Source organism: Rhodanobacter sp. G2-10 (assembly GCF_055809185.1).
This window is the reverse complement of sequence record NZ_CM147900.1, coordinates 2,640,578-2,655,123: the sequence shown is the minus strand read 5'-3', so window position 1 is coordinate 2,655,123 and position 14,546 is coordinate 2,640,578. Positions and strand designations below refer to the sequence as shown.

Here is a 14,546-nt window from a genome sequence, read left to right as displayed (position 1 = left end):
CATTTTCGGAGAATACTCGGCCCCACTGTCCACCGGCGTGATCGAAACGGGCAGTCATCGAGGGGATGCCGTGTACCCAGTTGCTGCCCGTTGCCATCGTGTGATTTGCCTGGCTGGCCTGGTCGCCGCGCTGGCAGTCGTGCCGTTGCCGGCGATGACGGCCTCGGCCGCGGTGCATCCGGATCGCTGGCCGACGGTGCGCCGGGCGCTTCCGGTGGACCCGGCCATCGAGGCACAGATCAAGCGCCTGCTTGCCGGCATGTCGGTCGAGGACAAGGTCGGGCAACTGATCCAGGCAGACATCTCCACCATCACGCCGGACGACCTGAAGACTTATCGTCTGGGTTCGGTGCTGGCGGGCGGCAACAGCGGTCCGGATGGCAATGACTTTGCCAGTGCGGCGCAGTGGAAAGCCCTCGTGGCGCAGTTCCACGCCGCCGCGCTGCAGCCGGTGACCGGTCACAGCGCGATCCCGCTGCTGTTCGGCATCGATGCCGTGCACGGCAACAACAACGTGATCGGGGCCACGCTGTTCCCGCAGAACTCGGCACTGGGTGCCACCCGCGACCCTGCGCTGATCCGCGAGATCGGTCGCGCCACGGCGCAGGAAGTGCGCGCCACCGGTATCGACTGGACCTTCGCGCCCACCGTCGCGGTGCCGCAGGACGACCGCTGGGGACGCACGTACGAGGGCTACGCGCAGGATCCCGCGCTGATCGCGACATACGCGCGTGCCATGGTCGAGGGCCTGCAGGGCCGGCCCGGCGGCGAGGACTTTCTGGGCAACGACCGGGTGGTTGCCACCGCCAAGCATTTCCTCGGCGACGGCGGCACCTTCGAGGGGCGCGACCAGGGCGACGCGCGCGTCAGCGAGCAGCAACTTCGCGACGTGCATGGCGTGGGCTACGTGGCGGCGATCGGCGAGGGCGTGCAGACCGTGATGGCGTCGTTCTCCAGCTGGAACGGGGTGAAGATGCACGGCAACCACGCCCTGCTGACAGATGTGTTGAAGCAGCGCATGGGTTTCGACGGATTCGTGGTCGGCGACTGGAACGCGCACGGCCAGCTGGACGGCTGCAGCAACGAAAGCTGCGCCAGGGCGATCAACGCCGGCGTCGACATGTTGATGGCGCCGGACAGCTGGCGCGGCCTGTATGCGAACACGCTGGCCCAGGTGAAATCCGGTCGGATCTCACGCGCGCGTCTGGATGATGCGGTGATCCGCATCCTGCGCGTGAAGCTGCGCGCGGGTCTGTTCGACCCTGGCCACGACACCACCGGTGGCCTGCCGTTGTCGACGCTGGGCTCGCCTGCGCATCGGGCGCTGGCACGTCGCGCCGTGCGCGAGTCGCTGGTGTTGCTGAAGAACCGTGGGGACGTGCTGCCGATCGATCCGCGCAAGCGCATCCTGGTGGTAGGCGAGGGCGCCGACAATCTGTCGCAGCAATCCGGTGGCTGGACGATCAGCTGGCAAGGGTCGGGGGTGGGTCCGGCGCAGTTGCCGGGCGCGCAGTCGATCTGGTCGGGGATCGAACAGCAGGTCAGGGCGGCTGGTGGCAGCGCGGTGTTGTCGCGTGACGGCAGTTACGCACGGAAACCCGACGTCGCGATTGTCGTGTTCGGCGAGCAGCCCTATGCCGAGTTTCAGGGCGATCTGAAAAACTTCGCCTACCGCCCGGGCAACGACCACGATCTCGATCTGCTGCGCAAGTTCAAGCAGGCCGGCGTACCGGTGGTGGCGGTCTTTCTCGCCGGCCGGCCGCTTTGGGTGAATCGGGAGATCAATGCGTCCGATGCATTCGTGATGGCGTGGCTGCCGGGTTCCGAAGGTGGCGGCGTGGCCGACGTGCTGCTGCGCAAGGCAGATGGCAGCATCGATGCGGATTTCCGCGGCAAGCTGTCTTTTGCGTGGCCGCGCACCGCGATGCAGGTTGCGCAAGCGTCAGGTCAGAAGCCGCAATATCCGTACGGCTTCGGGCTGACGTATGCCGATCACGATCGCGCGGGAGATCTTCCCGAAGTCTCCGGACTCAGCGGCACGCAGGATGCAACCGATGTGTTCTTGAATCACGGCAAGCCGGGCGCAGCCATGCAACTCGTCGTGGCCGACCCGGCAGGGCCGGCACGCGTGGTCGACAGCGTGCCGATGGCCAGCGTGCAGGACGGCGTGCGGATCACCGGGGTCGACTACAAGGCGCAGGAAGACGCGCGCCGTATCCGCTGGAGCGGTGCCGGTGGCACGCTGGCGTTGCGCTCCACGCAACCGATCGATCTTGATCGCGAAACCAACGGCGACCTGATGCTGGTGATGACCATGCGCGCGGATGCCGTGCCGGCCAGCGGCGCGGTGTCGCTGGGCATGGATTGCGCGGTTGCGTGCAAGGCTCGGGTGCCATTTCGCGCTGCGCTGGCGAAGCTGCCCCGTGGCCAGTGGCACACCGTCGGCATCGCGTTGAAATGCATGCGCCAGGCCGGCGCCACGATGGGCGCGCTGCGTGCGCCATTTCTGATCGAAAGTCGCGAACCGCTGCAGCTGTCGCTGTCGCAGGTGCGCCTGGACACCCGCGCGGACACGGTACTGCCGTGCCCGGCGGGTTGAACGACGGCGATGGAGCGCCGGCAACTCGCGGGCAAACGCGCCGCAACGCAGGCGGCCAGAGCGATCCGGTGTGGTTTGGGGGCCGTGCCGGTGGGGATTTCACCCCAGGTTGTCCCGCTCGACGGGTGGCATCCACGCAGTCCATACGTTTCAACGATCGCAAGCACGGGGAGTAAGAACATGAACATGTCCAGCCACAAGGCCTGGCTCACGCGGGGCGCGGCGCTTGCCATGCTGCTGTTGCTGAGCGCGCCGGCCATCGCCCAGGACACGTCGGCTACCACGCCAACGTCGACCACGTCCGGCACGCAGAAGTCGAAAAAGGATGCCACCAACCTGAAACCGGTCATGGTCACCGTGGAGCTTCGCGCGCAGAACCTGCAGAAATATGCAGGTACGGCACAGTCGCTGAGTTCCGAAGATCTGCGCGGCATGTCCATCAACAGCGTCAAGAGCCTGCAGGTGGATGTCCCGGGTCTGAGCATCGCCAATCAGGAAGGCAATGTGGAGATCTTCATCCGCGGCGTCGGTTCGGCGAACAGCACCGAGCTGGGCGACCCGGCGGTGGCGCCGCATCTCAATGGTGACTACATTCCGCGCCCGCGCGGCCTGGGCTTGATGTTCTACGACCTGGACCGGGTCGAAGTGAACAAGGGCCCGCAAGGTACCCTGCGCGGTCGCAACGCGTTGGGCGGCACGCTCAACATCGTCACCAAGAAGCCGGAACTGGGCGTCCTGGGTGGCTATGTCCAGGGCGAAATAGGCAACTCGAACTCGCCCGGCGCCGAGGCGGCGCTGAACATTCCCGTCGGCGAAAAGTCGGCGCTGCGCTTTTCCGGCTACGCCTTGCGCAAGGACAGCAACGAGTTCACCAATGCCGGCGAGGACAAGCGCCTGACGCCAGCCGGCCTGCAGAAGGAAGGTGACGTGCGCGCATCTTTCCTGAGCAAGCCGACCGACCGGCTGTCGATCTTCCTGATGGCCGACTACGGGCACGAGGGCGGCACCGGCTATCCCGGGGCGAACATCTATTCGGCCACCCAGGCCGGCTATTTTCCCGACGATCTTGACTTGCGCAAGGTTGTCTACCGCGGCCCGCAAGGCACGCTGAACAACCACATCTGGGGCGTGCAGACCCAGATCGACTACAAGTTCGATCCCTTCAACCTGGAATACAGCGGCAGCTATCGCAGCGTTCGCTTTGCGCAGACCAATGCTTCGTCCGACGGCGTGCTGTGGCCCGGTCGCGACGTCAGCCCGCAGGGCGAGGATTACGACGTGTGGTCCGACAACTACTGGCAGACCCGCTCCAAGGCCACCACCCACCAGCTGCTGCTGACCTCGCCGGAGGATTCGACGCTGGTATGGACGCTGGGAGGCTTCTACTTCAAGGAGGACCAGCAGGTCGGCTACATGGCGCTAGTGGACAAGGGCTATTGCTGCTACTCGGGCACCGAGTTCACCATGCCCAAGGTGCCGGGTCGCTCGCATGCTTTCTTCGGTGACATCACGTTTCCGGTCAGCGATCGCCTGCGCCTGAAATTCGGCGCCCGCCACACTGAGGAGAGCAAGCAGCGCATCGGCATCGGCGGCAATTGGGCATTGACCATCGGCGGCGACGGCTACGGCTGCTGCTTCGCCACCCGCCTGGGTACCGAGGGCTTCGAGCCATCCCTGCTGGATCGTCCGAGCTTCGATGTCGCCAACCTGACCACGAACGCGCAGAAGGCGCAGTTCCTGATCGATGGCGTGCTCGAGCCGGGCGCGCGCGACACCTTGCTGCAGCAGCTTTCCGGCGTGGTCGACGGCAGCCATTCGAATGGTTTGTGCGTCGATCGTCCGGATACCAACAACGGCGGCGCCGTAACCTGCCCGCCCAATGGCGAGAACTCCTTTCTCAACCTGACCATTCCCGGTCCGCAGCGCGGCAGTTCGAAGTTCAAGTACAACGACTTCCGCACCGGCTTCGAGTTCGACGTCAGCGACACCAGCCTGCTCTATGGCACGGTCAGCACCGGCCACAAATCCGGCGGCTTCAACGACAGCTTCGATCCGAACGTGATTCCCAGCACCTACAAGCCCGAGAAGCTGGTGGCATGGGAACTGGGCTCGAAGAACCAGTTCGACCTGGCCGGCCACCCGGGTACCTTCAACGCGTCCGGCTTCTACTACAACTACACCAACCAGGTGTTCCAGGACCTCACTACAATCGCCGTGGACCAGTTCGGCCAGGCCACCGGCTTCTCGCTGGTCAACCGCAACGTGGCCAAGTCCAAGCTCTACGGCGCGGAGTTGCAGAGCACGCTGCGCTTCGATCACGGCTTCATGCTCGATCTGAACGCCTTGCTGCTGCACACCGAGATCACCAGCGGCATCGTGGCTGACACGCGCAGCCAGAACTTCGCCGGCAATGCAGGTGGCATCACTTCGCTGATCAGCCTCAAGGGCAATGAGCTGCCACTGGCCTCCAGATTCTGGGGCGCCGCGCGACTTCAGCAATACATCGACATGAGTCGCGGCACGTTCGATTGGCAGGCGCTGGTGAGCTATCGCTCGTCCTACTATCTCACTCAGTACAATCTGGATCCGGTGGTTTTCGTGAAGGACAACCTGGGCACGGTCGATCGCGTGGTGGGTGCGGCCGAGGCAGGCTTTCCAGACCGGCAGAAGGGCTTTTTCACCGTCAATCTGGGTTTCGGCTTCTCGCCCGACGGCAGCATCTGGCGCTTCGAGGGCTATGTGTCGAACCTGTTCGACAAGCAGGCCTCGCAGAAGGCGCTGGTCGGCTCAGGCATCAACGTGCGCTTCCTCAACGACGCGCGCTCCTACGGCATCCGCGCCCGCGCCGAGTTCTGACTCGACTGCATGCCGGTACGCCGCTCGCGCGTACCGGCTTTCCCCGTGCTTCCCTCCACCGTCGGCAGCCAGTCGGCGGTGTTTTTTTTGCAGCGCCCAAGACGGCTCGACCACCACCAGGGCCGCAGGCGGAATGCTGATCTTGAATTTGTCTACAGACCGCGAAAGGGTGATCCCTGGGCGCCCGATTCGTCCTTCGACAGCGGCGGGAAGGGCCGAGGGTCGATGTATGGTTGCACCGGAGAGTGGCGTCTGAAGCTGTCCAGCATCTGGAAGGCTTGGCCCTCCGCGCGAGCTTTCTGTACTGCCGTCAGCGGGTGCGGAAGAAAGAAATCCAGGCCAAGACCTGATCGCCAGTCGCCTCTGAGCTCGATAACCCGGGAAACCGCATAGCCGAGCTCCGGATTGCCCTGTTTCGAATACATCAGATAGGCCGCCAGCTTGGAGAGCGCGAAGCTGGAGCCATTCATGCCCGCCGTCATCAGCTTTCCACCGGCTTCCGGATCTCCCCGCATCAGTTGTCGCGACGCGAGCTCGACGGCAGCGACCTGGTCACCATGGGCGGCGGCTTGTTCAAGGGTGAAGTCCGAGGCGCTGGAATACGCAGCCACCTGCTGGCTGTTGGGATAGCCGTTGCGATCCAGCCAGCGCTGTTCCTCCACGCTTTCGGCCACAAACGCATCGTTCTCCAGCGGCAGCCCGTCTCGTGTCCTGGGGACGCGGAAGAACGGATCCATGGGAGCGCGAGGCCGGGGCTTCCCGCCCGTGATCGGCAAGAAGAACGCCGGGCCGCTGTTTCGGCCTGCGCTGTGATCGGCCGCCAGAGCCATGGTTGACGCAGTTGCCGGCGCCTCCGCATGTCGAGCGCGTGCATCCGGCTGATGAGTGTCGCCGGCCGGGTAATACTTCAGCAGAGCAATTCCGAAGACGCAGGCGGCAACCACGACCAGGCCAGTGCGCAGTTTCATGTCGACAGAATCCCTTCACTCCCCAAGTGCTTGTCTTCTAGTGCGTTTGCGTGGCGTCGTCAACTCCCAAATCCAGCCCGCCTGAACGTGGCGCCGGTGTGGATACACCGGACGCCACGTGACTGTCCAGGCCCAACTATTGCGCCAGGATGGCGCCGTAATGACCGTTCACCGTCACCGTGACCTGGCCGTTCTGCACGGTGTAGTGCTGGCCGGAGAGCAGGTCGGTGACGCTGCTGCCGTTGGTCATGCTCAACTGATACACCGGCACGCTCGCGCTGTGGCTGGTGCTGTCGTTGTTCAGCACCACCGCGATGCGGTTGCCGGCATCGAAGCGGCCGTAGGCGTAGAGCTTGCTGGTGTCGTTGGTGAGCAAGGTCATGAACGAGCCGGTACGCAGTGCCGGATACGCCCGCCGGATCGCGGTGAGCTTGCCGGCAAGCGCTACCGCACTGTTGGTGCTGTTGCCGGTGTTCCAGTCGAAGGTGCGGCGGTTGTCCGGATCGGCGCCGCCCTGAATGCCGTATTCGTCGCCGTAGTAGATCGTCGGCGTGCCGACGTAGGTCATCTGGAAGATCAAGGCGAGGTAGGTCTTCCAGATGTCGCCGCCGGCACGGTTGCCGAAACGGGTGATGTCGTGGCTGCTGAGGAAGTTGGACATCGTCTGCTGCACGCCGATGGGATAGTTGGCGCGCGTGCCGCGCAGCCAGTTGTCGAACTGGCTGACGCTGAGCGACGCGCTGCCGCCGCCGTAGTCCTTGCCCGTGATCCACTCCGAGACCGGCTGGGTGAAGCCGTCGTAGTTCATCGCGTTGTCCCACTGGTCGCCGCCGGCGGTCCACGGGGCGGCATTGCCCCAGAACTCACCCAGGATGTCGGCATTGCTGTTGACCGACTTCACCGCACTGCGCAACTCGGCCATGATCTGGTGGTTGGTCGTGTCGCTGCCGCTGCCGCCTCCTGCGTCAAGGTACTGCGCCGCGTCCAGGCGCCAGCCGTCGATCGAGTAGGGTGCCTTGAGGTACTTTTTCACTACCGAGGTGCTGGCGCCGTAGATCGCGTTGCGCACGGCGGAGCCGCTGGCACCGTAGTTCAGCTTGGGCATGCTGGCGATGCCGAAGAAGCCGGAGTAGCTGTTCGGCCAGCTCTGGAACGTGTACCAGCTGTACCAGGTGCTGGACTTCGATTCGTAGGCACCATTGGTCGAAGTCCACCAGTTGTAGCGGTCGAACCATTGGCTGGTGTCACCGGTGTGGTTGAACACGCCGTCGAGGAGCACGTAGCCCTTCGGGCCGTTGCTGGTGGCATGGATGTCGGCAATCAGGGTCTGCAGCGTGGTGTTGCTGCCGAACGCGGGGTCGACGGTGTTGTAGTCCTCGGTGTCGTACTTGTGGTTGGTCGGCGACAGGAAAATCGGGTTGAGATAGATGATGTTGGCGCCAACCGTGTTCTTGATGTAGCCGAGCTTCTGGTCGATGCCGCTCAGGTCGCCGCCGAAGAACACGGCGCTGTTGCAACCGCTCACGTTGGAGACCACGCTGCTGCCCCACGCATGCTTCTCGGTGGCGCAGCCGGCGTATGTGTACTGGCCGTTGCTCACGTCGTTGGCGGTGCTGCCGTTGTAGAAGCGGTCGGGAAAGATCTGGTACATCACGCCGTTCTTCATCCAGTCCGGCGTCTTGAAACCGGGAAGAATGAAGAAGTCGCCGCTGGACGGCTCGGCGGAGGTGGTGCCGGCGGCATTCAGCCACGCCGTCGCGCTGCCGTCGTTGATCTGGAATCGGTAGTACTTCTTCGAGGCGCTGGCTGGCACCGTGCCTTTCCAGTAGTCGAAAGTGCCGGTGGCGTCGTTCGCCGACCAGTTCATCGTGACCCAGTGAAAGGCACCGTCGGCGCTGTCGTAGTACTTGATGTTGGCGCTGGTGATGTCGCCCTTGAACGTGCGCAGGGTCAGTGTCACCGACTGGCTGGCCGTCGGCTCGGCGTGGTTGTCGAACAACGGCCCCTGGTCGTGGAACAGGCCGTTCCATTCCACGTTGTTGTCGTTGCTGGCCGCCTGGGCGGCGGGTACGGCGCTGACCAGCAGGCTGGCGCAAATGGCCATCCAGAGTGCGGCGCGCACCTTGTGTCGTGGTGTGATCCGGGTGGATTGCGGACGGGAAAGCGGTATGGCTTCGTACATCGTTCTTCTCCTCCAGTGGTGAACCCACGCCGATGGCATGGGCTTGTCAGGAACGCAGCCTCCCCCGCACACGGCCATTCAGCCGTGCGTTTGAGTGCTGGTTCCCCCCGAGGGACGTGACGCGAAAACCTACAGCTGCGCTTGTCCCCATATCAGCGCGAATTTGTGCGCCTGGTCCGCGGCCACCTTGAGGTAGGTGACCGGACCGAACCGATCCTTGCCCGTGGCCCAGCCTTCTCCGCCACTGTTCTCGAGCAAATCCAGGCTGTCGAACGAGCGCAGCGTGCTGTTGCTGCGGACTCGTTCGGCAGCGTGGCCATGGATCTTCAGCAAGTAGAACTGCAGCGCCGGCTTGAAGCTGCCGGCGGGAACACCCAGCTCGAGTTGCACCGAGCCTTGCTTGCGCTGCACGCTCAGCCGTTGGCTGAACCAGGCGCCGTGCTCGTAGGCGTAGGTGGTGCCGTCGTCGTCGTAATAGTCGAACGTGCTGCGCCGGTCGCCGGGGAAGACGTCGACCGTGACTTCGGTCAGCGGCTTTTCGCCGACGTAATCCATGGGTGGCTGGGTGGGGATGATGGCGCCTGCGCGCACGAACAGCGGGATGTCAGCCCAACCCTTGCTGTCGATCGGCAACGTGATCGCCTGGCCGCCGCGATAGATCTTGCCGTTGAACCAGTCCGTCCATGTCCCCGCGGGCAGGTAGATGGTCTTTTCGGTCTGACCCTGCTGCACGACCGGCGAGACCAGCAGGTAGTCGCCGAACATCCAGCTGTCGACATCGTTGCGCAGCTTCGGGTCATGCGGCCAACCGAAGATCAAGGGTCGCACCAGACCGACTCCGCTGACGCGGCGCTGGTGTTCGTAGCTGTAGATGTAGGGAATCAGGTGGTAGCGCAGACGGATTGCCGCGGTGGCGGCTTTTTCGGCGACGGGGCCGTAGACCCACGGCTGGCGCTTTTCGTCGAACGTGCCGTGCACGCGGAAGATCGGGGTGAAGGCGCCGAACTCGATCCAGCGCGCGTAGTTCTCGTCCGAAGGATGGCCCTTGAAGCCGCCGCCATCCATGCCCCATTGCATCGCGCCGACGTTGATCGCGCTGAGCATGCGCGCGCGCTGGCCGGCCATGCTGGCGAAGCCGGTGTCGATGTCACCCGACCACAGGCCGTAGGAGTAGCGCTGCGAGCCGAGCCAGAAATTGCGATTGACCGACCACACGCGCTTGTCGGAAACGCGTCGCTGCGCGTCGTACAGCGCGCGCTGCATGTTCATGAACTCGGTGTCGCTGCCGGTGGTGTCGGCTTCGTCGTTCCACCAGCCGACGATGCCCTTGTCGAAGCCGTATTTCACCGCCAGGTCGCCGAACCAGGTGCGTGCGGCGGGGATATCAAAGTCGATGTTCTTCACCGGCTTGTGCGAGAAGTAGTCGTCGCTGACCTTTTCGCCGGGCACCCAGAACTGGTGTTCGGTGGCGTAGCGGCCTTCCACCGTATCGACATGCAGGCGCGGTTTCATGATGCCGGTGAGCTGCATGCCCTGCGTCTGCAGCTGGCTTGCCAGTTTGCCGGTGGGGCCATCGGGGAACTTCACCGGGTTCCAGCGGAACTCGCCGTAGTTGTCCTCACCCCAGGCCTTCCAGTCGAAGTCGAGGGTGAAGTTGTCGATCGGGATGTGTTTGGCGCGGTAGGTGTGGACGATCTGCAGCAGTTCCTTCTGGTCGATGCCCCACTGGCTGTTGGTAAAGCCCATGGCCCATTTCGGGAACAGTGGCGTGTGGCCGCTGAGGTCGGCGATCGCGCCGAAAATCGCCTTGGGCGCGCCCACGATCACATAGAGGTCCATCGGCTTCGGCACAGGTGCGGCGATGTTGATGCTCGCCGGCGCAAGCGTGAACTGACCGCCGTCGATATCTGCCAGTACGGCGTAGCCGGCGGTGCTCCAGGCCAGCGGTGCGCCAGCCCAGCCTTGCTCGCCGGCCTTTGCCTCCAGCTTGCCCTGGCGCAGCATGCCGGCGCTGACGTCGGTTTCGAAGGCGTCGTAGCCGCTGACGCCGTACATCGCATCGTCCGCCGCGTGGTCGAGGGTGAGCTTGCCGCCAGCCAGTGCGGAGAGGTTGGTGGCGTGCAGCAGTACGTGGCCATCGGCAGCGGCGATGGACAGACTATGGGTGGCGCGGTCGTAGCGTACCCGCACTTGCAGCGAGGCCAGGGTGAGTGTCGTCGCCGCTTTGTTGGTGACTGGCGGGGTTGGCTTTGGCGCGGGGTCGAGCACCATCGTCCGTGCGGGCGACTTGCCGTCGACCAAGGCGCTCAAATGCACGACGTTGGCGGCGCGCAGGGTGACCCGCACGGTGCCGGCGTCGGTGGGGATGTCGAGGTGTGTGCTGACCGCCGGTTGGGCCACCGACGCATTGGCGGAGGCCGCAGCGAGCAGCAGCGTCACGGCGAACACACGGGCGAGCGGGGCGGGCGGTCGGATCATGGGCGGATTCCGTGGTGGGTTCGATGCGCTAGCGCACGCGGCTCGGTTGAACGTGGGTGAGCGTAAGGGCGCTGGATTCCCGCCTTTGCGTGTGTGGCGGCTCCTTCCTGATTGACGCGGCGTGGACGACGGGCTTCGTGGTTCATTGCGTCGTGGCCCCGGTTGGCTGCAGCACGGCCGAGCCGTAGGCGGGGAGACGCAGCTTGCCCTGCGTCAGTTCGGTATCGGGCGCCGTGTGCTCGCGCACGACAGCGAAACGTTGCAGCTCGTGAGTGCCCAGCGCGATGGTCTGGGCGTGATCCGACAGGTTGTGCACGACCAGCACATCCGCGTTGGCGTCGGACAACTCCCACGCGATCAGCTGCGGATTGCCGAGGTCGCGCGTGACGAGCGCACCGTCGCGCAGCGCGCTGATGTGGCGCCGCCAGCCGATCAGTTCGCGATAGCGTGCAAGCAACGAGTGCGGGTCGGCCTGTTGCGCCTGCACCGTGATGTCTGGGCCATCGCCTGCAGTGAAGTCCTTCCAGCGCGTTTCGTCGGTACCCAGGGGGTCGCGATACCAGCGCATCGGTTCGCGCAGGTCGGGGTCGGGCTTCTCGCCGCGCATGCCGAGCTCTTCGCCGTAGTAGATGAAGGGCTCGCCGGGCAGGGTCAGCAGCATCGCGGCGGCGATGCGCATCTGCCGCGGGTTGTCGTGCAGCTGGCTCATCACGCGTTCCTGGTCATGGTTGGACAGGAACGGGATGTCCACACCGTGCTTCCCGGTGACGGCGTGGTAGGCGCGCGAGGTGCGATCGAGCAGCCCGGCCAACTTGCCGACCTGCCCGCTGCGGGCACTCTCGATCAGCTGGGTCGCGAGCGGAAAATTGAACACTCCGCTCAGCGGCTTGAACCAGGGTGCCAGCTCCGCTTCGGTGTCGCGCGTCACCTCGCCGACCAGGTACGCGTCGGGGTCGACCGTGTCCACGCCCTGGCGGAACTCGGTCCACCAAGCCAGATTCTTCGCCAGGATCTTCGGGTCGTCGCGCTGGCTCTCGAAGTCGTAGTAGACATGCTGGGCCGCATCGAGGCGGAAACCGTCGACGCCGCGCTTCAACCAGAACCGGCCGATCTTGATCATCTCCTTGCGCACCGCCGGGTTGTCGAAATTCAGGTCCGGCATGTCGGCGACGAAGATGCCCAGGTAGTGCTGTTTGCCCAGCGCGTGCCAGGCCGGCGATCCGGTGGCGCTGATCGCCGCCAGGTTGGTGTGTTTGTCCGACCACTGATACCAATCGTGATACGGGCTCGCCGGATCGCGTGCAGCCTTGAACCACGGATGCTCGCTGCTGCTGTGGTTGATCACCAGGTCCATGATGACCTTGATGCCGCGCTGGTGCGCGGCGGCCAGCAGGCGATCGAAATCGGCCAGCGTGCCGTATTGCGGGTTGATGCCGTAATAATCGGTGACGTCGTAGCCGTGGTAGCTGGGCGAGGGGTTGATCGGCATCAGCCAGATGCCGCTGACGCCCAGCGACTTGAGGTAATCGAGCTTGGCAGTGACACCGTTGAGGTCGCCGATTCCGTCACCGTTGGTGTCGTACCAGCTGCGCACGAAGATCTCGTACCACACGCCCGAAGCGGCTTGCGGCGCGTGGCCGGGGGCCGCTGGCGCCTTCGCCTGCAACGGGCTTGCCGTGACCAGCAAGGCGACCAGGGCAAACAAGGTGTAGCGCAGGCGTATGGGCATGGGGGCTCCGTTATGCAATCAGCAAGGCTGGCGGGCAGTGCCCGCCCTACGGTGGGGGTCGTACATGCGCGTAGGGCGGGCTCTGCCCGCCGGCTCCCACGTGCCGACCACATGGTCTTGGGTGCTCAAGGTCCACCGGCATGGCAATGGTTGGCAACAAAGCGGGCATGGTCGGGCATGCTCGCTGCCGCGCGGCCGATCAGCGTGCGCATGTCCGCGAGGAAACCGTCCAGCTGCGCCTCGCTCAGGGTGTCGGCCAACGGATGATGTGACTGCGGTTCGATGTGCTGGCCGATCATCGCCTGCAGCCAGGCGATTTCGGTGAACAGCTCCTCGTGCTCGCGGAAAATCTGCCCGTGACCGCGGAACAGGGCGATCTTGCGCTCCAGCCCCGGCGGGATGTCCATGGCCGCGCACTGTCGCCAGAAAGCGGAGTCGTCGCGTTCGGTGGCCTTGTAATGCAGGATCAGGAAATCACGAATACTCTCGTATTCGAAGCGGGTCTGTCGGTTGTATTCGTCGACCAGCACGGGATCGCAATCCCGATCCGGAAACATCGCCAGCAGCCGACTGATGCCGGACTGGATCAGGTGGATGCTGGTCGACTCCAGTGGCTCCATGAAGCCCGCGGCCAGGCCCAGTGCCACGCAGTTGCGCTGCCATGCCTTGCAGCGCATGCCGGTGGTGAAGCGCAGCGGCCGCGGATCGCCGAGCGCCTCGCCATCGAGATTGGCCAGCAGCATCGCGCTGGCCTCGTCATCGCTGAGATGCTGGCTGGAATAAACATGCCCGTTGCCAGTGCGATGCTGCAACGGTACCCGCCATTGCCAACCCGCCGTGCGCGCCGTGGCACGGGTGTACGGCCATAGCGGTTCGCTGCGTTCGCAGGCCACGGCCATGGCGCGATCGCACGGCAGCCAGTGTTGCCAGTTTTCGTAACCGGTCTTGAGCGCGCCCTCGATCAGCAGACCACGAAAGCCCGAGCAATCGACGAAGAGGTCGCCCGCGATCGTCTCGCCACTCTCCAGTTGCACGGATTCGATGAAGCCATCGTGTTCACGCAGCTGCACGCTGACGACCTTGCCCTCGGTGCGTTGCACGACGGCCGGATCGCAGCGCTTGCGAAGATATTGGCCGTAGAGCCCGGCATCGAAGTGGTACGCGTACTTGATGCCGCCGAGCGGACTGCTGCCTACCTTGTCCATGCGCGCGAAGCGGTGCTGATTTGCCGCCTGCGTGTTCAGCGAGTACGCCCACAAGTCGCTGTCTGGGTGGCGCTGGCGCTCCCGCAACCAGTAATGATGGAAGCCGATCAGCCCCAACGGCAGGCCGATGTCGCTGAACGCATGCAGGTAGGAGTCGCCCAGGCGCCCGAAGTTGTTCAACTGCACGCCCAGCTTGAAAGTGCCCTGGGTGGCCTTCAGCATGTCGTCCTCGTCGATGCCGAGGAAGGCATTGATGTGGCGGATCTGCGGAATGGTGGCCTCGCCCACGCCGACGATGCCGATCTGGTCCGATTCGATCAGCCGGATCTGCACCGCAGTGCCAAGCGCCTTGGCCAGTAGCGCGGCGGTCATCCAGCCGGCCGTACCGCCGCCGACGATGACTACCTTCTGGATGGGTTGTGCATTCATGCCGTTGCCATGCGCCAGGTTTGTGACCACGGTTCAGTAGCTCAGGTGTCGTGTCCCTGTCAAAAAAAGAGCCCCGTTGATCTTGCGCAACGGGGCTCAC

The 14,546-nt window shown here is 64.5% G+C and carries 7 protein-coding genes; 2 read left to right on the top strand and 5 right to left on the bottom strand.

The window, feature by feature from the left end; genetic code table 11:
• Positions 1–70: 70 nt before the first annotated feature.
• Together AC0L58_RS12115 and AC0L58_RS12110 are read left to right on the top strand one after the other, a co-directional pair.
• Entirely contained in the window at positions 71–2,599 is a 2,529-nt protein-coding gene (locus AC0L58_RS12115) for a glycoside hydrolase family 3 protein (RefSeq protein WP_473683717.1), read from the top strand.
• A 180-nt stretch (positions 2,600–2,779) separates the two neighbouring features.
• Positions 2,780–5,455: a TonB-dependent receptor gene (locus AC0L58_RS12110; protein WP_473683715.1), complete on the top strand. Its 2,676-nt coding sequence runs from the start codon at positions 2,780–2,782 to the stop codon at positions 5,453–5,455.
• 152 nt (positions 5,456–5,607) lie between these two features.
• On the opposite strand, the gene AC0L58_RS12105 is transcribed toward AC0L58_RS12110, so the two are convergent.
• From AC0L58_RS12105 to AC0L58_RS12085, 5 genes are all read right to left on the bottom strand, one after another.
• On the bottom strand, positions 5,608–6,423 hold the full coding sequence (locus AC0L58_RS12105; RefSeq protein WP_473683713.1) for a hypothetical protein: 816 nt from the start codon (positions 6,421–6,423) through the stop codon (positions 5,608–5,610).
• Between the two features lie 136 nt (positions 6,424–6,559).
• Positions 6,560–8,605 carry a glycoside hydrolase family 13 protein gene (locus AC0L58_RS12100; RefSeq protein ID WP_473683711.1) on the bottom strand — a complete coding sequence of 682 codons (2,046 nt, stop codon included), beginning with the start codon at positions 8,603–8,605 and terminating at the stop codon, positions 6,560–6,562.
• A gap of 129 nt (positions 8,606–8,734) precedes the next feature.
• Positions 8,735–11,083: a glycoside hydrolase family 31 protein gene (locus tag AC0L58_RS12095; RefSeq protein ID WP_473683709.1), complete on the bottom strand. Its 2,349-nt coding sequence runs from the start codon at positions 11,081–11,083 to the stop codon at positions 8,735–8,737.
• A gap of 142 nt (positions 11,084–11,225) precedes the next feature.
• Positions 11,226–12,812 carry an alpha-amylase family glycosyl hydrolase gene (locus AC0L58_RS12090; protein WP_473683707.1) on the bottom strand — a complete coding sequence of 529 codons (1,587 nt, stop codon included), beginning with the start codon at positions 12,810–12,812 and terminating at the stop codon, positions 11,226–11,228.
• A gap of 125 nt (positions 12,813–12,937) precedes the next feature.
• The gene (locus AC0L58_RS12085) at positions 12,938–14,446 is read right to left on the bottom strand and encodes a tryptophan halogenase family protein (RefSeq protein WP_473683705.1); all 1,509 of its coding nucleotides are present in this window, start codon (positions 14,444–14,446) and stop codon (positions 12,938–12,940) included.
• Between the last annotated feature and the right edge of the window lie 100 nt (positions 14,447–14,546).

Coding starts and splice junctions, on each gene's coding strand:
- AC0L58_RS12110 (WP_473683715.1), top strand. CDS start 2,780: ATGAACATGTCCAGCCACAAGGCCTGGCTCACGCGGGGCGCGGCGCTT.
- AC0L58_RS12105 (WP_473683713.1), bottom strand. CDS start 6,423: ATGAAACTGCGCACTGGCCTGGTCGTGGTTGCCGCCTGCGTCTTCGGA.
- AC0L58_RS12100 (WP_473683711.1), bottom strand. CDS start 8,605: ATGTACGAAGCCATACCGCTTTCCCGTCCGCAATCCACCCGGATCACA.
- AC0L58_RS12095 (WP_473683709.1), bottom strand. CDS start 11,083: ATGATCCGACCGCCCGCCCCGCTCGCCCGTGTGTTCGCCGTGACGCTG.
- AC0L58_RS12090 (WP_473683707.1), bottom strand. CDS start 12,812: ATGCCCATACGCCTGCGCTACACCTTGTTTGCCCTGGTCGCCTTGCTG.
- AC0L58_RS12085 (WP_473683705.1), bottom strand. CDS start 14,446: ATGAATGCACAACCCATCCAGAAGGTAGTCATCGTCGGCGGCGGTACG.